Source organism: Aeromonas sp. FDAARGOS 1418 (assembly GCF_019048585.1).
Taxonomy (GTDB): Bacteria; Pseudomonadota; Gammaproteobacteria; order Enterobacterales; family Aeromonadaceae; genus Aeromonas; species Aeromonas caviae.
Genome location: NZ_CP077387.1, coordinates 3,214,438 through 3,239,351, shown reverse-complemented (window position 1 = coordinate 3,239,351; position 24,914 = coordinate 3,214,438). Strand labels below are relative to the sequence as shown.

Below are 24,914 nucleotides of genomic sequence, written 5' to 3'. Positions count from 1 at the left end.
TGATATCTATCGGCACCGTCCTTGGTCTCTGACCAGACAAGTGAGAGGGCTCTCCCTCATACTGCTTGACCAAGGCGCATCGCAATCGGTGCGCCTTTTCATTATTTACGCCCATCGAGTTCGGGAGCATAAGTACAAACATGATGTTGGATAAACTACGCGAAGGGGCGCAGGGCAAGGTAGCCAAGGTTATCTTGGGCCTGATCATCCTCTCCTTTGCCTTGGCCGGCGTAGGCAGCTACCTCAATGGCCCGGCACGTACCGCCCCCGCCACCGTCAACGGCAATGACATCAGTGCCCCCGCACTGGAGAATGCCTACCGCAATGAGCGGGCCCGCATGGAATCCCAAATGGGTGAGGCCTTCAACCAGCTGGCCGCCAATCCCGATTACATGAAACAGTTCCGCCGTGGCGTGCTGGACCGTCTGATCGATCAGGCGCTGATCGATGACAAGGCCCGCTCCCTGGGTCTGCGCGTCAGCGATGAGCAGATCAAGCAGGCCATCGTCGCCATGCCCGAGTTTGCCGAGAACGGCAAGTTCAGCAATGACCGCTACCTGCAGCTCATTCGCCGTGCCGGCATGACCCCCGAGATGTTCCGCGACTCCCTGCGCCAGGACATGGTGCGCCAGCAATTGATGGGCGCCGTGCTGGGATCGGAGTTCGCCCTCAAGGGTGAAGCCGAGCAACTGGATCGCCTCTACAACCAGACCCGTGACCTGCGCCTGATCCGTCTGGCCGCTTCCGCCTATGTGGACGGGATCGAGGTGAGCGATGCCGAGGTAGAGCAGTTCTACAAGGCCAACAGCGGCCGCTTCATGAACGACGAGACGGTCAAGGTCGACTATCTGCTGCTCGATGCCGCGAACCTTGGCAAGAACATCAAGGTCACCGAGCAGGATGCCCAGGATTACTACGACCAGCATCAGGATCTGTTCCAGCGTCCCGAGCGCCGTCAGGTGGCGCACATCCTGATCCCGTTTGGCAAGGATGAAAAGGCCGCCGAGCAGAAAGCCGAGGCCGTGCTGGCCAAGGCCAAGGCAGGTGACGATTTCGCCGCGCTGGCCAAGGCCGACTCCAGCGACACCTTCTCCGCCAAGAAGGGTGGCGAGCTGGACTGGTTCGAGAAGGGGGTGATGGATCCTGCATTCGAGAAAGCCGCGTTCGCGCTGGCCAAGGCCGGCGATCTCTCCGCCGTGGTGAAGAGCCCGTTCGGCTTCCACATCATCAAGCTGCTGGGCGTCGAGCCTGCCAAGACCAAGCCCTTCGTGGACGTGATGAGCGATACCATCGCCCGTCTGCAGTCTGAGAAGGCCAAGGAGCAGTTCTTCGCCGAACAGCAGAAGATGGCCGACAGCAGCTTCGAGAACCCGGACTCCCTGGACTTGACCGCCGAAGCCATGGGCCTCCAGGTGCAGTCCACCGGCTATTTCAGCCAAGCCGATGCGCCGGCACCGCTCAATGATCCCAAGGTGCTCTCCGTGGCATTCTCCGAACAGCTGCGTGATGACAATACCAACTCCGACGTGATCGAGCTGGCCGACGGCAAGGCGCTGGTGCTGCACATCATGGGTCACCAGCCGAAGGCGGCCAAGCCGCTTGCCGAGGTGAAAGAGCAGGTGATCACCGCCATCAAGCACGACAAGGCCAGTGAAGTGGCCCGTGGCAAGGCCCAGGGTCTGCTGGACAAGCTCAAGGCCGGTGAGAACGTTCAGGCCGACCTGACCGCGCTGGGTCTGAAAGTGGATACCCATACCGGCGTATCCCGTTTCGCCCAGGAGATGGATCAGAACCTGGTGACCCAGGCGTTCCGCATGCCCCATCCGACCGATGGCAAGCCGAGCGTCGAGCTGGTGACCGAAGCCAACGGTGATCGTGTGGTGGTGGCGCTGGACAAGGTCAACGTCATCAAGGAGCCGTCCCAGATGGTGAGCCTGCTGCAAGGTCAGCTGGGTCAGGGCAAGGCACAGGCTGACTACAAGTCGCTGATCGACGAGCTGCGCAAGGCGGCCAAGATCGAATACTTCACCGACGTGGAAGCCACTGTCGAGTAAGTCAGCCTCACGGCCCCAAGTGTGAAAACGGCTCCATGATGGAGCCGTTTTTTTGTGCCATCGACAGCCCGGCAGAGCGGGTGGGCGCAGGAGGGAAGGGGCCAGGCACGGGCTTGTGTTGCCTATCCTTGCTGGGGATGAGCGGGACAGGTGTATGACAGCGCGCTGTACTCTTGCTCTCCCTATCCCTGTGGGGCGTGATTAAGGAGGCATAAAAAAACCGGCGCACGAGGCGCCGGTTCTGATCGCTTTGCTTGAAGGCGGGGGATTACACCACACCCTGGGTGCGCAGGTAATCCTCGTAGGTCCCGCCGAAGTCGCGGATGCCGTCTTCGGTCAGCTCCAGAATGCGGGTCGCCAGGGAGGAGACGAACTCGCGGTCGTGGGAGACGAAGATCAGGGTACCCTTGTACATCTCCAGCGCCAGGTTCAAGGATTCGATGGATTCCATGTCCAGGTGGTTGGTCGGTTCATCCATGATCAGGATGTTGGGGCGCTGCATCATCAGCTTGCCGAACAGCATCCGGCCCTGTTCACCACCGGAAAGCACCTTGACCGGCTTCTTGATGTCGTCCTGGGAGAAGAGCAGACGACCCAGCACGGAGCGCACCGCCTGCTCGTCTTCGTTCTCCTGCTTCCATTGGGCCATCCAGTCGAACACATTGAGATCGGTGTCGAAGTCTTCGGCGTGATCCTGGGCGTAGTAGCCGATCTGGGCGTTCTCGGACCACTTGATGGTGCCGGTATCCGGTGCCAGGGCACCGACCAGCGTCTTGATCAGGGTGGACTTACCGATCCCGTTGGTACCCAGGATGGCGACCTTCTCGCCCACTTCCAGCATCATGTTGAGCCCCTTGAACAGGGGACCGTCGCCATACCCCTTGGAGACGCCTTCGATCTCCAGGATGTTGCGGTAGAGCTTCTTGTCCTGCTCGAAGCGGATGAAGGGGTTCTGACGGCTGGATACCTTCACTTCCTCAATCTTGATCTTGTCGATCTGCTTGAGGCGGGAGGTAGCCTGGCTGGACTTGGAGGCGTTGGCGCTGAAGCGGGAGACGAAGGATTGCAGATCGGCGATCTGGGCCTTCTTCTTGGCGTTGTCGGCCAGCAGGCGCTCGCGGGCCTGGGTGGCAGCCAGCATGTACTCGTCGTAGTTGCCCGGGTAGACCCGCAGCTCGCCGTAGTCCAGATCCGCCATGTGGGTGCAGACGGAGTTCAGGAAGTGACGGTCGTGAGAGATGATGATCATGGTGCTCTCGCGATCGTTGAGCACCTGCTCCAGCCAGCGAATGGTGTTGATGTCCAGGTTGTTGGTCGGTTCGTCCAGCAACAGGATGTCGGGGTTGGAGAAGAGCGCCTGCGCCAGCAGTACCCGCAGTTTCCAGCCCGGGGCCACTTCGCTCATCGGGCCGTTGTGCTGCTCGATGGGAATACCGGCACCCAGCAGCAGCTCGCCTGCGCGGGATTCGGCGGTGTAGCCATCATACTCGGCGACCAGGCCTTCCAGTTCGGCGGCCTTCATGTAGTCGTCGTCGGTGGCTTCCAGGTTGGCGTAGATGGCATCGCGCTCGGCGATGGCGGCCCACAGCTCGGTGTGGCCCATCATGACCACGTCCAGTACGCGCATCTCTTCGTAGGCGAACTGATCCTGGCGCAGCTTACCGATGCGCTCGTTGACATCCAGGCTCACATTGCCGCCGGTGGGTTCGAGATCGCCGCCGAGGATCTTCATGAAGGTGGACTTGCCACAGCCGTTGGCACCGATGAGGCCGTAGCGGTTGCCGCCGCCAAACTTGACGCTGATGTTCTCAAACAGCGGCTTGGCGCCGAACTGCATGGTGATGTTGTTGCTTGAAAGCACTGGAATGTCCCGGTTGGTCTGTCAAATGGCGCGCATTATGGCACAGATCCCCCGAAAGTTTTAGCAGGAACTGTGATCTGGCCCCATTGCAGGGGGGAAGGTTTCACGACCAGGCCGGCAACGGGCTCCGGCCTCTCTTGCAGAGGGGAGGCGAGGGGGCGGTCATGAAAAAAGCCGGCACTGGGCCGGCTTGGATGCGAGGGATGCCACTTAGTGGGCGGAGGCGCCGGAGGCACCGAGCCCGGTCTGGGAGCGGACGAACTGCGGGAAGAACTTCGCATGCTCGTCGGAGGCTGCCTGGGACTTGTCGGTGACCGAGAAGAACCAGATCCCGATGAAGGCCAGCCCCATGGAGAAGAGCGCCGGGTATTCGTAGGGGAAGATGGCCTGGGCATGACCCAGCACCTTCACCCAGACGGTGGGGCCCAGGATCATCAGGGTCACGGCGCTGATGAGACCGAGCCAGCCGCCATAGACGGCGCCACGGGTGGTCAGGCGGGACCAGAACATGGAGAGGAAGAGCACCGGGAAGTTGCAGCTCGCCGCGATGGAGAAGGCCAGGCCCACCATGAAGGCGATGTTCTGCTTCTCGAACAGGATGCCAAGGCCGATGGCGACCACACCCAGCACCAGGGTGGTCATCTTGGAGACACGCAGCTCGTCGGCCTCGTTGGCCTTGCCTTCCTTGATGACGCAGGCATAGAGGTCGTGAGAGACCGCGGAGGCCCCCGCCAGGGTCAGCCCGGCCACGACCGCCAGTATGGTGGCAAACGCCACGGCGGAGATGAAGCCCAGGAACAGGCTGCCGCCCACGGCATCGGCCAGATGGACCGCCGCCATGTTGGTGCCCCCCAGCAGGGCGCCGGTGGCGTCCTTGAAGTCCGGGTTGGTGCTGACCAGCAGGATGGCACCGAAGCCGATGATGAAGGTGAGGATGTAGAAGTAGCCGATGAAGCCGGTGGCATAGAACACCGATTTACGGGCTTCCTTGGCATCGCTCACGGTAAAGAAGCGCATCAGGATGTGGGGCAGACCTGCGGTACCGAACATCAGGGCCAGCCCAAGGGAGATGGCGGAGATGGGGTCGGCGACCAGGCCGCCCGGGCTCATGATGGCCGCACCATTGGCATGCACCTTGACCGCTTCGCTGAACAGGGTACCGACGTCGAAGTTGACGGACTTCATCACCATGATGGCCATGAAGGAGGCGCCGGAGAGCAGCATCACCGCCTTGATGATCTGTACCCAGGTGGTGGCCAGCATGCCGCCGAACAGCACGTAGAGCACCATCAGGATGCCGACCAGCACCACGGCCACGTGGTATTGGAGGCCGAACAGCAGCTCGATGAGCTTGCCGGCACCGACCATCTGGGCGATGAGGTAGAGGGCGACCACCACCAGGGAGCCGCTGGCGGAGAGGCTGCGCACCGAGGTCTGCTTGAGGCGGTAGGAGGCCACGTCGGCAAAGGTGTACTTGCCAAGGTTGCGCAGCCGCTCCGCGATCAGGAACAGGATGATGGGCCAGCCCACCAGGAAGCCGATGGAGTAGATGAGACCGTCATAGCCCGAGGTGTAGACCAGGGCGGAGATGCCGAGGAAGGAGGCGGCGGACATGTAGTCACCGGCGATGGCCAGACCGTTCTGGAAGCCGGTGATGCGCCCGCCGGCGGCGTAGTAGTCGGAAGCCGAGCGGTTGCGCTTGGAGGCCCAGTAGGTGATGAACAGGGTCGCGGCCACGAAGACCACGAACATCACGATGGCCGAGATATTGAGGGGTTGGCGTTGCACCTCGCCGCTGATGGCGTCGGCCGCCAGCAAGGGGGTGGAGATCAGACCTGCCAGCGGCAGCAGAAACTTGCCTTTCATGATTGCGCTCCCTTGAGGATCTTCTGGTTCAGCTCGTCGAACTCGCCGTTGGCACGAAATACGTAGATACCGGTCAGCACGAAGGCCGATACGATGAGACCAATCCCGACCGGGATGCCACGGGTGATGCTGGAGCCTTCGCTCAAGGGGGTGCCAAGCCAGCCCGGTGCAAAGGCGATGAGCAGGATGAACGCCAGGTAGAGCCCCAGCATCAGGATGGAGAGGGTCCAGGCAAAACGCTGGCGTTTGGCGACCAGTGCCTGGAAGTTGGGATCTTGCTGGATCCGAAGATACGGTTGCTGTTCCATTGCAGTTCTCCATGACAGTGAATGTCAGCGGTGGATGAGGGGTTCCCTACCGGACAGCACGGCTGTCCATGTAAGCAAAATGTGAATTAAATGTTATTTCTGGACAATTAGACTTTGGGATAAGCCAGGGGGCCGCCCTGATGCAGGCGAACAAAGACAAGGGCGGCGGTGACGGCATCGCTCAGGGCGTCGTGGGGGGGCAGGGCTGGCAGCGCCAGATGGCGACAGATCGCGGCCAGGTGCAGATCGATGGCGGCATCGGGATAGCGGCGATAGAGGTGATCGTGATAGAGGCGGCTCACCTCGATGCCGCGCTGGGGCAGGGTGAGCCCCCACAGCCGTTGGCAGGCGAGGTTGAGAATGCGCAGGTCATAGGCGATGTGATACCCCACCAGCTCACGGGGGCCGATGAACTCCAGCAGCGCGCGCAGCGCGGGCTCCAGTGCCATGCCCTGTTGCAGATCCTGATGGCGCAGGCCGTGGATCACCACGGATCCGGTGCTCAGGCTGGCGGGAGCCTGGACCCGGATGGCAAGGGCATCGCCCGTCTCTATCCGGTTGCCCCGGATGCGCACCGCCCCGATGGAGACGATCTCCGCCAGCGCCGGATCCAGGCTGGTGGTCTCGAAGTCCAGCGCCACCCACTCGTCGCCAGCAGGGCGGGCAAAGAGCGGGGCAAACTCCCCCTCCCGAAACGTCCTGCCAAGCCAGCGGCGGCGCCAGTGCATCCACATCGCTATTGCCTAAGACGAAAGTGCAAGGTGAGCCATTGCTGGAACTTCTTCACCTGGTGCAGGGCATGGCGCAGCAGATCCCGCTCTGCGGGGCCGAGGTCGGCCACCCGCACCCGTCCGTCTCCCTCCTGCAACTGGCTGCGCAGCCGAAGCCGCATGAACAGCCGGAAGGCCTCCGCCAGATTGGTGCCATAGTCCCGGCTGAGGCGTCCCTGGCCCACCAGGGCCTCGATGCGCCCCGTGGTCGAGGTCTCCAGGATCCCCGCCTCCAGGGAGAGCACCCGGACGCCGTGGACAAGGGGGAAGAGGCCGCCCCGCTTGAGATCCAGCCCCTCCGGGGCTTGCTCCAGCCTGCCAAAGAGGGTGAGGGGGGCGTGAAAGGCGACGGCGGCCCTTGCCATCTCCGCCAGCAGATCCGGTCGGTCGGCGAGGCAGGCCCGCAGGTGGCGGGCGACGGGGGCGAGCCGTGCGCGATCTCCCGTGATGGCCTGGGCATCGGCCAGGGTGGCGAGCCAGAGCAGATCCGCTTCGCTGGCGCGCACACAGGCCTGCTCTATCCCTTGCAGCCAGCCGCCAAGCGGCTTCACCCAGGCCGGGTTGTTGACCATCACCTTGCCCGGGCAAGGGGGATAACCCAGGCGCGCCAGCAGCGCGCTGAAGGCGGCCAGATCCGCCGACTGGGTGGGCCACGGCAGGCCATCCGGCAGGATCAGAGCATTGTCCTGATCGGTTTTCTGGATCTGCTCGCCACGCCCCTCCGACCCCAGCATCAGCAGGCACACCTGCTCTTGCTGCGCCGCGGGGATCACCAGGGAAAAGGCCTTGGCGATCAACTGCTCGTTGATGGTGGCGATGAGCTTCATCAGGAACAGGGTGTGGATCCCCTGGGCAAACAGGGAGCGAATGAGCTGCTGCTGCTCCCGGGCGACCGCCTCGAGGGCGGCCGGGGAGTCGGCGCGGGCGATGCGCAGGGTCAACACATGGGAGTGGGTGGAGAAGAGCCCGAGCACCTGGGTCAGATGCAGGATGCCTGCCACCTCCTGCCCCTGCCAGATGACCAGGCGCTTGATGCGGTGGCGGGTCATCAGCAGCAGGGCATCGAACAGATAGCTCCCCAGTGGCAGACCCGTCAGCGGGGTGGGGGTCAGCACCGCCAGCGGCGCACTGAGCGGCAATCCCTTGAGGGTGAGGGCGTGGAGCAGGGTCTTGCGGGTGGCCAGGCTCAGGCTGCCCTCTGCTCCGGGAAAGAGCAGGCAGTCGGTGCCCCTGGCCACCATGGCCTCGGTGGCGGCCAGGAGCGAGAGGCTGCTTTCCACGATGAGCGGCGCCTGCAGATGGTCGGGAGCGATGCGGGTCAGGATGAACTCCGCCAGGTTCTGCTGCCCGAGCTGACTGCGCCGCTCCTGCTCCCGTTGGCGCTCCGCCAGGGTGGCGGTGAAGTAGCGGGCGATATGGGGGTGCGCGTCGCACAGGGCCAGAAAGACGGGGCGGGGAATGAGCTGGCAGAGGGTATCTTCCAGGGCGGCGAAACGGTGGCGGCAGTGCCCGTCAAACTGGGCACGGACGTCGAACATGTCCCCCTCGCCATAGTCGCCAAAGGATTGATGGGGGGCAGACTCTTCCACGGCCCCCTTGATGATGAGGTAGAGCCCGGCGGGCTCCTCCCCGGCGTGCTGCACCGTCTGGCCCGCGCGAAAGTAGCAGATGCTGAGGTGCTGACCGAGCCGCTGGCGTGCCTCCTCGTCCAGGCCGTCGAACGGTGGACGGGCAAAATTGAACAGAAGTGACATGAGAGGCTCCACCGTGACCATGGGGCCAGTCTGACAAAGGCTCCACCACCGGGCCAGCCGACTTTAGTCGCAGGCCCGGGGCGGCCTCCCTGTACCTGCCCATAACACTCTGGTAACGTTGTGGTATGACCAGTTGAATCAAAGGACGAAGACGGAGATGGAAAAGCCAAGGGTCAAATGGGTGTTTCAGGAGGGGATCGCCGAGGTGATGCTCTGCCGGGGGGACAAGCTCAACGCGCTGGATCGGACCATGTTCGACGCCATCGACGAGACGCTGAACGCGGTATCCCGGCAAAAAGGGTTGCGGGCCGTGATCCTGCACGGGGAGGGGCGGGCGTTCTGCGCCGGGCTGGATGTGAAATCCATGCTGAGGCAGCCGGTGGCGGCGCTGGAGATCCTCAAGCGCGAGGCGGACGAGGCGACCAACCTGGCACAGCGGGTGGCCTATGGCTGGCATCAGTTGCCGGTGCCCGTGATTGCGGTGACCCAGGGGGTCTGTTTTGGCGGCGGTCTGCAGATAGCGCTCGGCGCCGATTTTCGCTTCAGCACCCCGGATTGCCGCTTCTCGGTGATGGAGATCAAGTGGGGCATCATCCCCGACATGAGCGGCAGCGTCACCCTGCGCAACCTGATGGGGATGGATACCGCCATGGAGCTTGCCATGAGCGGGCGCGAGCTGGAAGCCAGCGAAGCCAAGTCCCTCGGCCTGGTGAGCCGGGTGTGCGCGGATCCCCTGGAAGAGGCGCGGGCCTTTGCCCGGACTCTCATCACCAAGTCGCCGGATGCGCTGGCGGGGATCAAGCAGCTCTACACCCAGGCCTGGGCTCGCAGTGACGAAGCCATGCTCAAGGAAGAGACCCGGTTGCAGAGGCAGATCCTGGGGCGCCCCAACCAGTGGCGGGCGACCCTCAACAGCCTGTTTCGCTGGCGCCTGCCGTTCGGACCCCGCCGCAACGCGCTCTGAACCGGCGCTCACTCTCACTCAAGAGAGCACAAATAAAAATGGCAGCCTAGGCTGCCATTTTTGTGGGCGAGGGGCGCTTAGACGGCGCGCTCGTCCGGCTCGAACTCGTGACCCTGTTTCTCGCGCATCAGGTTCACCTCGGCGCGGTTTTCAATCCAGTAGTCGGCGTTCTTGATGCCGAGCTTTTCCGGGTGGAACACGGGATCCAGACCCTTGGCCTGCTGGGCCTCGTAGTCCTTCAGGCAGAGCAGGGCCGGCTTTTGCAGCAGCAGGATGGCGACGATGTTCAGCCAGGCCATCAGGCCGACGCCGATGTCACCCAGGCCCCAGGCCAGATCGGCCGTCTTGACGGTACCATACACGGTGGCGGCCATCAGAGCGATCTTGAGGATGGTCTTGAGGCCAGGCAGCTTGAAGGTGCGGTTCAGGTAGGCGACGTTGGTCTCGGCGATGTAGTAGTAGGCCACGATGGTGGTGAAGGCGAAGAAGAACAGTGCCAGTGCCACGAAGTAGCTACCAAAGCCGGGCATCATCTGCTCCATGGCGGTCTGCACATAGCCAGGACCTGCCGCGATGCCGGCGATACCTGTGTAGAGGGCGGCACCGTCCGGACCCTGCACGTTGTACAGGCCGGTGATGAGCAGCATGAAGCCGGTGGCGGAGCAGACGAACAGGGTGTCGATATAGACGGAGAACGCCTGTACCAGGCCCTGCTTGGCCGGGTGGCTCACCGCCGCGGCGGAGGAGGCGTGGGGGCCCGTCCCCTGGGCGGCTTCGTTGGAGTAGACCCCGCGTTTCACCCCCCACATGATGGCCAGACCGAGAATGGCGCCGAAGCCGGCGTCCAGACCGAAGGCGCTCTTCCAGATCAGCAGGATGATGCCGGGCAGGGCGTGGATGTTGAGGGCGATGATGACGCAGGCGACGATGATGTAGCCCAGCGCCATGAAGGGAACCACCATGCCGGCGAAGCTGGCGATGCGCTTGACGCCGCCGAAGATGATGAAGCCGAGCAGCAGGGCCAGCATGGCCGCGGTGACGTTCGGGCTCACATCGAAGGCGTTTTGCAGACCGGCGCCGATGGAGTTGGCTTGCACGCCCGGCAGCAGCACGCCGCAGGCGAAGACGGTGGCGATGGCGAATACCCAGGCATACCACTTCATGCCGAGCCCCTTCTCGATGTAGAAGGCCGGACCGCCGCGGTATTCACCGTCCAGCTTCTCCTTGTAGACCTGACCCAGGGTGGACTCCACGAAGGCGGAGCTGGAACCGAGGAAGGCGACCATCCACATCCAGAACAGGGCGCCCGGGCCACCGAAGGTGATGGCGGTGGCCACACCGGCGATGTTGCCGGTACCGACGCGACCGGCCAGGGTCATGGAGAGTGCCTGGAAGGAGGAGACGCCAGCATCGTTGCCCTTGCCATCGAACATCAGGCGGATCATCTCCTTGATATGACGCAGTTGCAGGAAACGGGTGCGCAGGGAGAAGTAGAGGCCTACCCCCAGACACAGATAAATGAGCGCAGGGCTCCAAATCACGCCATTGATGGCATTGACGATCTCATTCATGTACAACAACTCCTTTGTTGCGCTGTCTTGGCGAGGTCTGTGCCTCGCTGCCCTAACATTGAAATATATGGTGACCAAGGGGGTCACTCAGGATTGTGCGGGACTTTCGACTGGTTAGTCCGCGGGATTTAACATATCGGTTTGTTCAGGGCCTTCCTAGTGAAAAGTGTTGTGACTTTGTTAATTTGTGAATTGACATTAACAAATGGTGAATGGAACTGGACAAGATTCGGTACATACCCATCATCTGCCGCTTTGCCATGCCCAGAGGGCTGATTGAGGTAATGCAAATAGGAGGCCAGGAGTGGCAACAAGGGAAAACAGATACATCATTCGCCTCGCCGGGGAGGAAGATGGGGCCGGATTGACGGGGTTGTTTGCCCAGCTGGGCTACCCCAACCCTGACGGGGCGGTCAGCGCCAGGCTGGCCCAGCCCGATCCGGCGCGGGAGGTACTGCTGGCCCTGTGCGAGGGGATCCCGGTGGGGGTGCTGGTGTGGCATCGCCTGCAGCCCATGCACCTTGCACCAGCCTGGGGCCTGATCTCGGCGCTGGTTGTCGATGAGGGTGCAAGGGGCGGGGGCATCGGGGCCCTGCTGCTGGCGGCGGCAGAGCAGCGGGCGGCAGCCCTGGGGTGCGGCCAGCTGGAGCTCTCCAGCAGCCTCAAGCGTGAAGGGGCGCACCGATTTTATCTGGCGCAAGGGTATTGCGAGCGTCCGAAACGTTTTGTGAAAGCTGTCTGATTGGCAAGAGGAGTCCGTGTGTTCTGGTCCAGGTTGAAAGAGGTATTGGGTGGTGCATCTCCCCGGGAGCCCCGTCTCCCCGAAGAGCAGGAGTGGCGCGAGGCGCTGGCGGCGGTGCCCATCTTGCAGGGGCTTGAAGAAGAAGAGGCGCAGAGGCTGATGGAGCTGGCGCGCCATTTTCTCTCGCGCAAGACCCTCACCCAGATCGGGGTGGAACTGACGCCCCGCCAGCAGGGGGTGCTGGCCCTGCAGGCAGTGCTGCCCATCCTGCACCTGGGGTTCGATTGGTATCGAGGTTTCCACGAGGTGATCATCATCCCCGAGCCCGTGACCCGTCGTCAGGAGGTGCAGGACGAGTTCGGGCTGGTGAGCGAATTTGAAGAGGAGAACGCCGGTGAATCCTGGCCCCAGGGGCCACTGGTGCTGGCCTGGAGCGAATTGCAGCAGGACGGGGACTGGGACGGATTCAACCTGGTGATCCATGAGCTTGCCCACAAGCTCGACATGCTGGGAGGGGATGCGGACGGTGCACCGCCCCTGCCGCGGGGCATGGATCCCCAGCAATGGACCCGGGCGCTGCAAGGTGCGTTTGACGAGATGAACGATCAGTTGACCAGAGAGGAGGTGACCGAGATAGACCCCTACGCCGCCTCGCATCCCGCCGAGTTCTTCGCGGTGTGCAGCGAGAGCTTCTTCACCGATCCGTTGCGTCTGCGCGCCGTCTACCCCGCGGTCTATGACCAGTTCGCCCGCTTCTACGGCCAGGATCCCGCCGCCCGCTACCCGGCCACCCGGTTGCTGGCGGGAGATCCCGGAGCGCAGGGCTGACCGGCACGGTGTCCGGGCGGCAGAAACACAAAAGGCACCCTCGGGTGCCTTTTTCGTGACAGCGATGTCGCCGGGTGCTTAGGCAGCGGCTTTGAGCTCGACGGGAGCGGCTTTCTTCTGCTCGCCGATGGGCAGCACGGTGCGACCGAACTGCTCGTTGATCACGGTGGCCATGGCCAGGTAGATGGCGCTGGCGCCGCAGATGATGCCTTCGAAACCGGCGATGGTGCCGATCAGGGTGCTGCCGGTGAAGTCACGGGCGGCCAGCAGGAAGAACAGCACGGTCAGGGAGGCGAACACGAACTGCTTCACGCGGGGGAAGTTGACGGTCCCGATCAGCATGAACAGGGTGAACATGCCCCACATCAGCAGGTACCAGCCCATGTAGGCGTGCGGGGTGGCCTCGGCCAGACCCATGGTTGGCATCACCAGCAGGAACACCAGGCTCCACCAGAAGGTGCCGTAGGAGATGAAGGCGGTGACACCGAAGGTGTTGCCACGCTTGTACTCCATGATGCCGGCGATGATCTGGGCCAGACCGCCATAGCACAGACCCATGGCCAGGATCATGGCGCTGATGGGGAAGAAACCTGCGTTATGGATGTTCAGCAGAATGGTGGTCATACCGAAACCCATCAGACCCAGAGGGGCAGGGTTGGCCAATTTTTCGCTCACGTGGTGTTCTCCAACAATAGAGGTGGGGTTGATAAAAGACGCGCGATTTTAGGCAGGCTCAGGGTCACGGGCAAGGGGGAGACACACAGAAATGGTAAAAAAAGAACACGAAAGTTTAAGTGGCCAACCATTCGTGCCATTCAGGTAGACGAGTGGTGAATGAAAAACGTTTTCAACGTTGCGATTTTGTATAAAAGGCACCTTGGCATGAAAGTCGGCAACGACGATGGTGACTGGGGCTGGTGAGGGGAAACGCGCCCCGGATGGTCGCGTCATGGCGGCTTGATTGAAAAATGAGTTCATATGCCATCAGACAAGAGTATTTCCCTCCTGTTTGTGGCGCATGGGCCTCCCGTATCGCTTGCCATCGCAGTGTCCGTTGCGCTCCCCATTTTCTCGTCAACCCCGCGCTCGCCACCGTGTTCCCTACACAAGAGCGGGGCGCCAGATTAACGGGCAGGATCAGAGGCTGCCCTTGTCAGAAAGCCAGAGGCGGGATGGGCCATGGGCCCAGATGACAAAAACCAAGACGCGAGAGGCTGAGCCAAGGGATTGCCCTGTGACCGGAGACTTCAACATGGCAAAGACGGCAGCACTGGTGAAAAAGCATCAAGACGGGAGGAATGGAGGTATGGGCTAGCCAGATGAAAAAAACCGAGACGCAAGAGGTTGAGTCAAGGGATCGCCCTGTGGCCGGAGGTTTCAACATGGCAGACACGGCAGCACCGGTTGTACTGGTGAAAAAGCGTCAAGACGGGAGGCATGGCGACATGGGCTAGCCAGGTGAAAAAACCGAGACGCAAGAGGGTGAGCCAAGGGCGCGTTCTGTGGCAGAGAGCCTCAAGATGGAAGGGGCGGCAGAACGAGGGCTCCTGTGAAGACGCTTCGAAATGGAAGGGGGCGCGGGGTTGGCCCTGTGGCGTGCGCGAGAGGGTGTTCAGGATTGGCCCGATTAGACACTATATATCTAATCGGGCCATCTATTTTGACATGCCGACATGCCGACATGCCGACATGCCGACATGCTGACATCCGGGATAACGGGATAACGGGATAACTGGATCACTGGATTGTTCGGGACGGCTAGCGAGAGACAAATCCTGATGGCAGGGGTCGGGGGAGGGAGCCCCTCGGGCCATATGCCGTCGGGGCAAACAAGAGGGGTATCCGGCGGTCGCCGGATCAGTTGTCCAGGGTCAGCACCACCTTGGCTTCCTTGTCCGTCTCCTTCACCTGGCTGTCGAGCACGAAGAGGCGCTCCGGCGCGATGCCCTGGGTATCCACCAGATACTCCTTGGTGTTCTGGGCGCGGCGCATGGCGAGGTTTCGCAGGGACTTGGCGGTGATGAGTTGCTGATCCCGCAGCAGGAGCACCGCCTGGGCGCGCAGGGCCTCGCTCCCTTCATCGAGTCGCAACCGGTCGGCCAGATCCCCGAGATCTTCATTGAACTTGGCTTCATAGGCCTCTGCCAGTGCGGACTGCATGGCAGGATCCTGCTCCAGCAGCGTCAAGTCCACCGGGCTGCCGGTGATCTTGGCCAGCAGCCGCTCAAGCTTCTGGCGCTGGAGGATGGGGCGCTCTTCGTTGAAGTTGACCTTGCCGCGGATGTTCATGCTGAGTTTGGGCCTCTCCTTGAGGGCCTGGGCGAGGGTGGTCAGCTTGGTCTGCTGGGTCGGGGTCAGGGCGGGATCGCCGGGCAGGAAGGGGAGCTCGTCGAGATCCTTGGTGCCCCCCGTCAGGGACGCAAGCAGGGAGAAGGGGGAGGTGATGGCCTTGCCGAGGGTATTGCCGAGCACGTCCCAGAAGATGTTGCCCAGGCTGAAATCAGGCTGATCCAGATTGCCCTTCACCTTGAGGTTCATCTTGATGACGCCGTTCGAATCGCTGAGCAGGGCGATGGCGAGGCCGAGGGGCAGATCCTTGGCCTGCTCGCTCTTGACCTTCTCCCCGAGTTGCAGCTTCTTGATGGTGATGTCGTTGTCCCCCTCCAGCCGGTTGCCCTGCAGCTTGTAGTTGAGCTTCATGGAGAGCTGCCCCTTGTCGATGGCATAGCCTGCATAGGTGCTGGAGTAGGGGGTGAAGGTGGTGAGCTCCAGATTGTTGAAGGCCACGGCCACATCCAGCACGGGATCCTCGATGAGCAGGTTGGCGCCCCCCCGGATGGTGACGGGGGCATAGCGGTCCACCTTGCCGTTGAAGGCGAGCTCGGAGCGCTGCCCCGGGGTGTTGCTGATGTGGCGGCTCTGGCCATCGAGGGAAGCGATGTCCACCACGAACTCCGGGCTCAGGCTGCGATCGGCGAAGCGCAGGTTGCCCTGGGCGGTACGGATCTGATCGATGACGATGTGCGGGGCGGGGGCGCTCTCCATGTCGTTCGCGGCGGGTTGCGGCAGCAGCAGTTGCTGCACGTTGGTGATCCCCTCTTCGTTGATCTCGATGCGGGCATAGGGTTTGCTGAGCAGGATGTCGGCGATGCGCAGTTGCTGGCTCAGGCCATCATAGTGCAGGCCGCTCAATTGCAGATTCTCTATCTGGAGCAGGCGCTGGTTGTCGGCCCGATCCAGCACGTTGAGCCCGGCGACCTCGAGCCCACCGCTTATCTCCAGCTTGCTGATGGCCCCCTGGCGGTCGGTGGCCAGGTCCAGCCTGGTGCGGCTGGCAAGCTCGCCGTCCCGCACGCTGATGCGCAGCAGATCCTGCAGGTAGGGTTGGGCCAGGGCCAGCGGCAGCCCCTGTTGGCGGATGGCGCCGTTCAGGGTGAAGGGGGTCAGCCCCAGGGTGCCGTCAAACGCCACCGTCGTCCTGGTGTCGAGGGCTGCGTTGAGGGTGAGGGGGCTGGGTTGGGCGGTCTGGCTGCCAAGGGGCCCCAGGGTGAGGGCGAGGGCGGAGATGGCCCGTTTCAGGGGCTTGCCGCTGGTGGCTTCGGTCAGGGTGAGGCTGCCCTGGTCGATGCGGGTCTGCTTGAGGGCCCATTGCCAGGGCTTGGCGGGGGTGGCCGGTTGTTTGCCCCCCTTGGGGGTCTTCTGGGGGATCAGCAGGTCCGCGAGATCCAGTTGTTGCTGGTGGTCGAGGGCGGCGGTGATGGCCGGGCTCTTGAGGGTGGCGGCATCGAGCTCAAGGCGCTGCTTGTTGCCATCGATGCGGATCCCGGTCAGCGCCAACTGCTTGAAGCGGGCAAATTCCTCCCCCTTGTTGCGTGTGAGCTGCCAGTTGGCCAGGGTCAGCTTGCCCTTTGACAACTGCCAGTCCAGTCCCTGCTTGCCCTGGGTGAGGCGATAGGCGAGCTCGGCGCTGGCCTCCCCCTTGGCGAGGGTCGCCTTTATATAGGGGGCCCAGAGGGGGGCGAAGGGGGCGATGGCCACCTTGCCAAGGCTGAGGTGGCCCTTGCCGGCGCCGCTCATCATGTCGAACTCCCCTTCGGCCTTGAGGGGGCTCTTCTCGTTGACGGTAGCGCTCAGGCGATAGGGGTTGAGCACCCCCTCTGCGCTGGAAAATCCGGGCAGGTGCAGGGCGAGCTTGTCCAGGGTGAGGGGCGGCACCCACCCCGGGCTGCTCTGCTTGCGGCTGTCCCGGTAGCTGAGCCGGCCCTGCTCGACGGACAGCTTGCCGATGGTCACCAGCACGGGCTCGGCGGTGGCTGGCGGTGTTTGCTCCGGCGCAGGGGCGAGCAGGGAGGCCAGTGCATCGGTCAGGTTGAAGCGCGCCTCCCCCTTGAGATCCTCGAGGCGCACCATATCTGCCCTGGGGGCGGTCAGGGTGGCCTCTTCCAGTACCAGGGCGCGCTGCTGCCAGCTCGCTTTCAAGGCGGGAATGAGCTTCAGCTCTTCAAACGACACCAGCGCTTGCTGCTTGTCATCGAGCAGGGCGCTGGGCCCCAGCACGAGGGAGGGGGAGCGGATCCCCACCTCTATCTTGCCAAGGGAGAGGTGCAGACCGTAATGGGTGGCAAGCCAGCCGGGGAGATGGCGCTGGATGAGGGTCGGCGCCTGCCAGAGCAGGATGGTGATGCCGATGAGCAGGAGCGCGAGAAGATAGAGGGCATAGCGCAGCAGACGAGCGGGCAGAGGCTTGAGCATGATGGTCTCCATTTGATGCGCATATGGTAGCAATTAATCGTGCCCGGTTCATGGGAAGGACTCATGAGGTGCGCCGCACTCTGACCGGGCTGGGGAATTATTGTGCGACCAAGGCCGGATTTCCCCCGTTTGCCCCACCTCGCCGCTTGCCCAAACCGCCCACTCTGTCCGGCATGTCGCGATGGGCGATGTGGGGAACAAGGGGGTTGCCGGGTCAGGGCCTGCCACTGCGGATATCCACTGGAAAACCGGGATACCGGGGGCGAGATACCCCCAGAGTCTGTCAATCCCCGTCGGTTTTCAAGCCGCCGAGGGAGTGGATGCAGCGCTGCTCGGCGGCATCGAGCTCGGCCATCACCATCTGGATGTCCTCCAGTTGCTGGCGCAGGGAGTGGCGTCTGGCCTCGATGAGCTGGATCATGGAGTGAAGCTGCATCCGGCTGGAGCGGTCGGTGTCGTACATGTCGAACAGCTCGCGGATCTCCGCCAGGCTGAACCCGAGGCGCTTGCCGCGCAGGGTCAATTTCAGGCGGATCCTGTCCTTGTGGCTGTAGATGCGGGTCTGCCCCTCCCGGGTCGGGGTGATGAGCCCCTCGTACTCGTAATAGCGGATGGTGCGGGGGGTGATGTCGAACTCCTGGGCCAGCTCCGAGATGCTGTAGGTCCTCTCCTTGCCACTGGCGTGTCTGGCTCTCATGGTGCGCCCTCCTGATGAGCTGGAGGGGTCCTGGCACAGCGGCAAGGGCCGGGTTCATGATGCATGATGGCCTCCCGGGGTGCGCTGCTCGCGCTCTTGTGCGAGGCGCCGTCCCCTCCCGTGCAGGGCCTGGCCGACCCGGGAGCCGTTGGGGCGGCCGAGCTGTTCGCTGACCCACTGGCCGGTGGCGGCCAGCTTGTCGAGATCGACGCCTGTGCTCATGCCAAGGCCGTGCAGCAGATAGACCACCTCCTCCGAGGCGACGTTGCCGGAGGCGCCGGGGGCATAGGGGCAGCCGCCGAGCCCGGCCACCGAGCAGTCGATGGTGCGGATCCCGCGCTCGAGCGCCGGCAGCAGGTTGGCCAGCCCCTGGCCATAGGTGTCGTGAAAATGAACCGCAAGCCGGCCCGCCGGGATCTCGTGCAGCACCGCATCCAGCATGGGAGCCACGGTGCCCGGGGTGCCGACGCCGATGGTGTCGCCGAGGGATATCTCGTGGCAGCCCAGATCCAGCAGCCGCTCGGCAAGGGCGGCGACCCGTTTCGGGCGGGTCGGGCCGTCGAACGGGCAGGCGATGACGGTGGAGAGGTAGCCGCGCACCTTGATGCCGAGGCTACGCGCCTCCTGCACCAGGGGGGCAAAGCGCACCAGGGACTCCTCCACGCTGATGCCGATGTTGGCCCGGGTGAAGCCATCCGAGCAGGCGGTGAAGAGGCCTATCTCGTCGGCGCGTGCGGCGATGGCGGCCTGCAGACCCTGCAGATTGGGCACCAGGGCGCCATAGCGGGTCGGCCCCCTGCGCGGCAGGGCGTTGAAGAGTGCGGCGGAATCCGCCATCTGCGGCACCTTCTTGGGCGACACGAAGGCCCCCACCTCGATGCGCTGCAACCCGCTCTCGGCCAGGCGGGCGATGAGCGCCAGCCGCTGCGCCAGGGAGAGGGTGGCGGTCTCATTTTGCAGGCCGTCCCGCGGCCCCATCTCCACCAGGCTGACCTTGTCGTCCCGGCTCTCGTGCGTGTGGCTCATGAGCGCTCCTCCTGCGCGGTATGGTCCTCGGCAAAGCGCACCAGCACGGCGCCCTGGCTCACCTGTTCCCCCTGGCGGCACTGCAGGGCCTCAATCACCCCGTCCCGGTCGGCCTTGAGGACGTGCTCCATCTTCATCGCCTCCAGCACCAGAAGGGGTTGCCCCTTGCTGACCGGCTGGCCGGCCTCGACCTGCAACGTCACCACGATGCCGTGCATGGGGGCCAGGATGCCCGGGACATGGATCGTTTCGTGATCATGGTGGAGCTGATGATGCTGATCATCGAGCGAGAAGCGGATGCGTCTGCCCGCCAGGTGCAGCAAATAGGCACCCTCGCCGAGGGGCTGCACCGGATAGCGCTGCCAATGTCCACTCTGGCACAGGCGGATCTGATCTGACCCGAGTTCAAACGGGATCTGCTCGCCCTGCCAGAGCAGGGCGCCCCCTCGCTCGGCGAGGGTGAGAGTGCGGGTCTCCTCGCCGATGCGCACCGTGGCGCAAAAGCGGCGGGTGGGGCCCAGCCGAAAGCCTGCGGCCTGCTGCCAGGGGGAGGCATCGCGCTCGCAAGTGGCGAGCCAGAGGGTGGCGAGGGGCCAGGCGAGCGCCGGAACGGGCAGGGTGTCGGTGGGAATGGGCCACTGGGTGTGGTGGCGCATCGCCAGCACCTCTGGCGCTTCGCACAGGCGTTGCAGGAGCGGGCCGTTGTGCACCAAGGGGCCGAGTTCCAGTGTCGCCAGGGCATCGGCCAGGGTGGCAAAGGCCTCGCTGCGGCTCGGTGCGTGGGCGACGAGCTTGGCGATCATGGGGTCGTAATAGGGGCTCACCTCATCGCCGGCGGTGACGCCGGTGTCGATGCGCACCCCCTTGGGCCAGGTGAGCCAGTGGATGGGGCCGCTCGCGGGCAGAAAACCGGCGGCCACGTCCTCGGCGTAGAGGCGCGCCTCCACCGCGTGGCCACGCAGCACCACCTGCTCCTGGGTGAGGGGCAGCGGTTTGCCCTCGGCCACCGCCAACTGCCAGGCCACCAGATCCTGGCCTGTGATGGCTTCGGTAACCGGGTGCTCGACCTGCAACCGGGTGTTCATCTCCATGAAGAAGAACTCCTCCTTGCAGAGCAGAAACTCGATGGTGCCGGCCCCCCGATAGGCGATGGCCTTGGCCGCCGCCACGGCCGCCTCGCCCATGGCGCGGCGCAGGGCAGGGGAGATATCGGGGGCGGGGGCCTCTTCGATCACCTTCTGGTGGCGGCGCTGCAACGAGCAGTCCCTGTCCCCCAGATAGATGGCGTTGCCGAGGGCATCGGCAAAGACCTGCACCTCCACGTGACGGGCGCGGGGGAGATAGCGCTCCAGCAGCACATGGTCGTCGCCAAAGGCGGCACTCGCCTCCCGCTTGACCGCCGCCAGGGCTGCGTCAAAGTCGGCCAGCTGATCGACCCGGCGCATCCCCTTGCCACCGCCGCCACTGGCCGCCTTGATAAGGAGCGGGAAGCCCACCTGGCTCGCCTGATCGCGCAAAAAGCCGGGGTGCTGATCCGCGCCGTGATAACCGGGCAGCACGGGGACGCCGGCTGCCTGCATCAGCCCTTTGGCCCCCGACTTGTCCCCCATGGCGAGGATGGCGGCGCCGCTTGGGCCGACAAAGCGCACGCCCCGCTGCTCGCAGGCGGTGGCAAAGTCGCTGTTCTCGGAGAGGAAACCGTAGCCCGGGTGGATGGCGTCGGCATTCGCCTCTTTGGCAATCTTGAGCACCTTGCCAGTGTCGAGGTAGCTCTCCCGGGCGGGGGCCGGCCCCAGATGCCTGGCCTCGTCGGCTTCGCGCACGTGCATGGCGCGGGCGTCGGCGTCCGAGTAGAGGGCGATGGTGTGAATGCCGAGGCGTCGTGCTGTCTTGATGATGCGCACGGCGATTTCACCGCGATTGGCGATCAGCAGGCGCTTGATGGGAGTGTGATGGGTCATGCTGGCTCCCTGCTGTTCAAGGTGCACAAGTGCGAAGCGTGTTGATCCACACTCCCGTTATATTGACCAAAGTTGGCGATCAGCCGGCGCTTGATGGGGTGGTATTGAGTCATGCTTCGTCCTTGAAACGGGGGCGCCATGTTGGGGGGCGTTTGTCGAAGAAGGCCTGGATCCCCTCCTGGGCCTCGAGACCGACCCGTACCCGGGCGATGGTCTCGACGGTCTGCTCTTCGTGCTGGTGGCCTGGGCGCCCTTCGAGGGCGGCCAGCAGCCGCTTGGTCTCCTTCATCGCCTGGGGGCCGTTGCGACATAACCGCAGGGCCATGGCGCGTCCCTCCGCCAGCAACTGATCAGGCTGGCTGAGCCTGTGCACCACGTTGAGTCGGCAGGCGGTGATGGCATCGAAAGGCTCCGCGCTCAGCATGTAGCGGCGGGCCTGGCGCATCCCCATGGCGCGCACCACGTAGGGGCTGATCACCGCAGGCACCAGTCCCAGGGTCACCTCGGAGAGGCAGAAGCGGGCATTTTCGCTGGCCAGCACGATGTCGCAGGCGCAGACAAGGCCTAAGGCTCCGCCGTAGGCGGCCCCCTGCACCAGGGCCACCGTGGGGAAGGGCAGCTCGTCCAGTGCCTGCATCAGGTGGGCCAGCACCCGGGCGTCCTCGCGATTCTTGTCAAAGGCGCGGGGGTCGAACGCCTCCCCTGCCATCTTGCGCATCCACTCGAGATCGGCGCCCGCGCAAAAATGCGGCCCCTCGGCGCGCAGCAGCAGCACGTGGGGGCGGTCGGCCAGCGGCTGGCCGTGGGCCAGCTCGTCGAGGCAGTCGAGCAGCCCCTGCATCAGGTCGGCATCAAGGGCGTTGTGACGGGCCGGGCGGGCGAGCACCAGCTCGATCACCGGGCCGTGGCGCTCCAGGCGAAAATGGGCAAGGGGATCGTTGAAGAGCGGGTCTGACATATGAACTCCTTACATCCGGAAGATGCCGTACTGCCCGGGGCCCGGCTCGGCCCCCTGGCAGGCCGCCAGCGCCAGGGCCAGCACGGTGCGGCTCTGGACCGGGTCGATGACGCCGTCATCCCACAGGCGAGCACTGGCGTAATAGGGGTGACCCTGGCGCTCGTACTGCGCTATCACCGGGGCGCGAATGGCGGCCGCCTCCGACTCGCCCAGAGTCTTGCCCTCGGCGGCCAGCTTGTCCCGGCGCACCTGCACCAGCACCCCGGCCGCCTGCTCGCCCCCCATGACGGAGATGCGGCTGTTGGGCCAGCTGAACAGAAAATCCGGTTCATAGGCGCGCCCGCACATGCCGTAGTTGCCGGCACCGAAGCTGCCGCCGACGATCAGGGTGATCTTGGGCACCCGGCTGCAGGCCACGGCGGTCACCAGCTTGGCGCCGTGCTTGGCGATCCCCTCTTTCTCCGCCGTACTCCCCACCATAAAGCCGGTGATGTTTTGCAGAAACAGCAGCGGGATCCCCCGCTGGTTGCAGAGCTGGATGAAGTGGGCCCCCTTCTGGGCGCTGTCGCTGTGCAGCACGCCGTTGTTGGCGAGGATCCCCACCTGCATGCCCTCAATGCGGGAAAAACCCGTCACCAAGGTAGTGCCGAACAACGCCTTGAATTCGTCAAACACAGAGCCATCCACCAGTCGGGCGATCAATTCTCGTGCGTCATAGGGGCGCTTGAGACTGGTGCCCACCAGGCCGTAGAGCTCCTCGATGGGGTAGTGCGGCTCATCATAGGAGGGAGCGGATGGGGCGGGTGACGCCGCCGTCTGGTTGTCCCCCAGGTTGCTTACCAGGGTGCGGGTGATGGCCAAGGCATGGGCATCGTCCCGGGCCATGTGATCCGCCACCCCGGAGTGGACGCAGTGCACCTCGGCGCCGCCCAAGGCTTCTGCGCTGATCTCCTCGCCGGTGGCGGCCTTGACCAGGGGCGGGCCCGCCAGAAAGAGGGTGGCCTGTTCCCTGACCATGACTGACTCGTCCGCCATGGCGGGCACGTAGGCACCCCCGGCGGTACAGAGCCCCATCACCACCGCCAGCTGGGGGATGCTCTGGGCCGACATGCGGGCCTGATTGTAGAAGATGCGGCCAAAATGCTCCCGGTCGGGGAACACCTCGTCCTGCATGGGCAGGAAGGCACCGCCGGAATCCACCAGATAGAGGCATGGGAGGCGCAGTCGCTCGGCAATGGCCTGGGCGCGCAGGTGCTTTTTCACCGTGAGGGGGTAGTAGGTGCCGCCCTTCACGGTGGCGTCATTCACCACCAGCATGCACAAGCGCCCCGAGACCCGGCCGATGCCGGTGAGGATGCCGGCGGCGGGCACCGGCTCGTCATAGACCTGCCAGCCCGCCAGCGCCGACAGTTCGAGAAAGGGGGAACCCGGGTCCAGCAGCTGGTCGATGCGCTCCCGGGGCAGCAGCTTGCCACGGGCCTGGTGGCGGGCGTTGTTGGCCGCGCCCCCGCCCTGGGCTATCTCCTCCAGGCGGGTATTCAGATCGTCGACCAGTGCCTGCATGGCGGCCCGATTGGCCTCATAGTCGGGGCTCGCGGTGTCTAGGCGGGAGTGGATCCTGCTCATGCGCGCTCTCCCATCAGCTCGCGGCCGATGAGCCAGCGGCGGATCTCCGAGGTGCCGGCGCCGATTTCGTAGAGCTTGGCGTCCCGCAGCAGGCGGCCGGTGGGGTATTCGTTGATGTAGCCGTTGCCGCCGAGCAGCTGGATGGCATCGAGGGCCATCTGGGTGGCGTTCTCGGCGGCAAACAGGATGGCGGCGGCGCAATCCTTGCGGCTGGTGCGGCCCTGATCGCAGGCGCTCGCCACCGAATAGACCAGCGCCCGGCTGCTGGCGAGGCGGGTATACATGTCGGCGAGCTTGCCCTGCACCAGCTGAAACTCGCCGATGGCCTGACCGAACTGCTTGCGCTCGCGCACATAGGGGAGCACCACGTCCATGCAGGCCTGCATGATGCCAAGGGGCCCGGCCGCCAGCACCACCCGCTCGTAGTCCAGACCGCTCATCAGTACCTTGACCCCGCCGTGCAGGGGGCCCAGCAGGTTCTCCTGCTTCACCCGGCAGTTGTCGAACACCAGCTCGCAGGTACTGGAGCCGCGCATGCCGAGCTTGTCGAGCTTCTGGGCGGTGGAAAAACTGGGAGTACCCGCCTCGACGATAAAGGCGGAAATCCCTTTGGGCCCGGCAGCGGCATCGGTCTTGGCATAGATGACGAAGGTGTCGGCATCGGGCCCGTTTGTGATCCACATCTTGTTGCCGTTCAGCACGAAGTGATCCCCCTCGCGCACCGCGGTGAGGCGCATGCTCACCACGTCGGAGCCAGCGCCCGGCTCGCTCATGGCCAGCGCCCCCACGTGTTTGCCGCTGATCAGATCAGGCAGATATCTCGCCTTCTGATCAGGGGTGCCGTGGCGGTGGATCTGGTTGATGCAGAGGTTGGAGTGGGCGCCGTAGGAGAGGCCGACCGAGGCGCTGGCGCGGCTCACCTGCTCCATCACCAGCACATGGGCCAGATAGCCGAGGTTCACCCCGTCATACTCCTCCGCCACCGTGATGCCGTGCAGCCCCAGCTCACCCATCTGGGGCCAGAGATCCCGGGGGAAAGCGTTGCTCTGATCGATCTCGCTGGCGCGCGGTGCGATCACTTTCTGGCAGAAGGCCTCGACCTGTTCGGTCAGGGCCTGGAGGGTTTCATCCATCAGGGCATGCATCCGTGCTCTCCTTGGTGCAGTGGACTGCCGA

General features: G+C 64.1%; 18 protein-coding genes. 4 read left to right on the top strand and 14 right to left on the bottom strand.

Annotated elements, in window-relative coordinates; translation table 11 throughout:
• Window positions 1–140: 140 nt before the first annotated feature.
• Complete coding sequence (gene ppiD / locus I6L48_RS15120; RefSeq protein WP_216987409.1) at window positions 141–2,054, top strand: peptidylprolyl isomerase; 1,914 nt, start codon at window positions 141–143, stop codon at window positions 2,052–2,054.
• 268 nt (window positions 2,055–2,322) lie between these two features.
• On the opposite strand, the gene I6L48_RS15115 is transcribed toward ppiD, so the two are convergent.
• From I6L48_RS15115 to I6L48_RS15095, 5 genes are all read right to left on the bottom strand, one after another.
• Window positions 2,323–3,915: an ABC-F family ATPase gene (locus I6L48_RS15115; protein WP_010674576.1), complete on the bottom strand. Its 1,593-nt coding sequence runs from the start codon at window positions 3,913–3,915 to the stop codon at window positions 2,323–2,325.
• Between the two features lie 210 nt (window positions 3,916–4,125).
• Complete coding sequence (locus tag I6L48_RS15110) at window positions 4,126–5,781, bottom strand: cation acetate symporter (protein WP_039039048.1); 1,656 nt, start codon at window positions 5,779–5,781, stop codon at window positions 4,126–4,128.
• Window positions 5,778–6,089, bottom strand: coding sequence for a DUF485 domain-containing protein (locus tag I6L48_RS15105; RefSeq protein WP_039039049.1), 312 nt, complete (start codon window positions 6,087–6,089; stop codon window positions 5,778–5,780). Before I6L48_RS15105 ends, I6L48_RS15110 begins: the two co-directional genes overlap by 4 nt.
• 107 nt (window positions 6,090–6,196) lie before the next feature.
• Entirely contained in the window at window positions 6,197–6,823 is a 627-nt protein-coding gene (locus I6L48_RS15100; protein ID WP_216987408.1) for a 3'-5' exonuclease, read from the bottom strand.
• A gap of 2 nt (window positions 6,824–6,825) precedes the next feature.
• Window positions 6,826–8,613, bottom strand: a complete 1,788-nt coding sequence (locus I6L48_RS15095; protein ID WP_216987407.1) for a putative nucleotidyltransferase substrate binding domain-containing protein — start codon at window positions 8,611–8,613, stop codon at window positions 6,826–6,828.
• Between the two features lie 157 nt (window positions 8,614–8,770).
• On the opposite strand from I6L48_RS15095, the gene I6L48_RS15090 reads away from it, so the two are divergent.
• Window positions 8,771–9,577 (top strand): crotonase/enoyl-CoA hydratase family protein, encoded by an 807-nt coding sequence (locus tag I6L48_RS15090; protein WP_216987406.1) that lies wholly within the window; start codon window positions 8,771–8,773, stop codon window positions 9,575–9,577.
• 77 nt (window positions 9,578–9,654) lie between these two features.
• Here the strand turns inward: I6L48_RS15090 and I6L48_RS15085 are convergent, their stop codons facing one another.
• A complete protein-coding gene (locus tag I6L48_RS15085; protein WP_113070343.1) occupies window positions 9,655–11,148 on the bottom strand; it encodes a sodium:alanine symporter family protein in 1,494 nt (497 codons plus the stop codon).
• A 373-nt stretch (window positions 11,149–11,521) separates the two neighbouring features.
• On the opposite strand from I6L48_RS15085, the gene I6L48_RS15080 reads away from it, so the two are divergent.
• Together I6L48_RS15080 and I6L48_RS15075 are read left to right on the top strand one after the other, a co-directional pair.
• Window positions 11,522–11,890 (top strand): GNAT family N-acetyltransferase, encoded by a 369-nt coding sequence (locus I6L48_RS15080; protein WP_223919952.1) that lies wholly within the window; start codon window positions 11,522–11,524, stop codon window positions 11,888–11,890.
• An 18-nt stretch (window positions 11,891–11,908) separates the two neighbouring features.
• The gene (locus tag I6L48_RS15075) at window positions 11,909–12,718 is read left to right on the top strand and encodes a zinc-dependent peptidase (protein ID WP_039039054.1); all 810 of its coding nucleotides are present in this window, start codon (window positions 11,909–11,911) and stop codon (window positions 12,716–12,718) included.
• Window positions 12,719–12,796: 78 nt separating this feature from the next.
• Here the strand turns inward: I6L48_RS15075 and I6L48_RS15070 are convergent, their stop codons facing one another.
• The 8 genes from I6L48_RS15070 to I6L48_RS15035 form a co-directional block, all read right to left on the bottom strand.
• Window positions 12,797–13,393 carry a GPR1/FUN34/YaaH family transporter gene (locus I6L48_RS15070; RefSeq protein WP_039039055.1) on the bottom strand — a complete coding sequence of 199 codons (597 nt, stop codon included), beginning with the start codon at window positions 13,391–13,393 and terminating at the stop codon, window positions 12,797–12,799.
• Window positions 13,394–14,575: 1,182 nt separating this feature from the next.
• Window positions 14,576–17,470, bottom strand: coding sequence for a DUF748 domain-containing protein (locus I6L48_RS15065; protein ID WP_113070341.1), 2,895 nt, complete (start codon window positions 17,468–17,470; stop codon window positions 14,576–14,578).
• A 283-nt stretch (window positions 17,471–17,753) separates the two neighbouring features.
• Window positions 17,754–18,167: a MerR family DNA-binding transcriptional regulator gene (locus tag I6L48_RS15060; RefSeq protein ID WP_216987405.1), complete on the bottom strand. Its 414-nt coding sequence runs from the start codon at window positions 18,165–18,167 to the stop codon at window positions 17,754–17,756.
• A gap of 54 nt (window positions 18,168–18,221) precedes the next feature.
• Window positions 18,222–19,193 carry a hydroxymethylglutaryl-CoA lyase gene (locus I6L48_RS15055; RefSeq protein ID WP_216987404.1) on the bottom strand — a complete coding sequence of 324 codons (972 nt, stop codon included), beginning with the start codon at window positions 19,191–19,193 and terminating at the stop codon, window positions 18,222–18,224.
• The gene (locus I6L48_RS15050) at window positions 19,190–21,154 is read right to left on the bottom strand and encodes a biotin carboxylase N-terminal domain-containing protein (protein ID WP_216987403.1); all 1,965 of its coding nucleotides are present in this window, start codon (window positions 21,152–21,154) and stop codon (window positions 19,190–19,192) included. Before I6L48_RS15050 ends, I6L48_RS15055 begins: the two co-directional genes overlap by 4 nt.
• Before the next feature lie 109 nt (window positions 21,155–21,263).
• Window positions 21,264–22,112, bottom strand: coding sequence for an enoyl-CoA hydratase-related protein (locus I6L48_RS15045; RefSeq protein WP_042878770.1), 849 nt, complete (start codon window positions 22,110–22,112; stop codon window positions 21,264–21,266).
• A gap of 9 nt (window positions 22,113–22,121) precedes the next feature.
• Complete coding sequence (locus I6L48_RS15040; RefSeq protein ID WP_216987402.1) at window positions 22,122–23,738, bottom strand: carboxyl transferase domain-containing protein; 1,617 nt, start codon at window positions 23,736–23,738, stop codon at window positions 22,122–22,124.
• On the bottom strand, window positions 23,735–24,883 hold the full coding sequence (locus I6L48_RS15035; RefSeq protein WP_216987401.1) for an isovaleryl-CoA dehydrogenase: 1,149 nt from the start codon (window positions 24,881–24,883) through the stop codon (window positions 23,735–23,737). Before I6L48_RS15035 ends, I6L48_RS15040 begins: the two co-directional genes overlap by 4 nt.
• Between the last annotated feature and the right edge of the window lie 31 nt (window positions 24,884–24,914).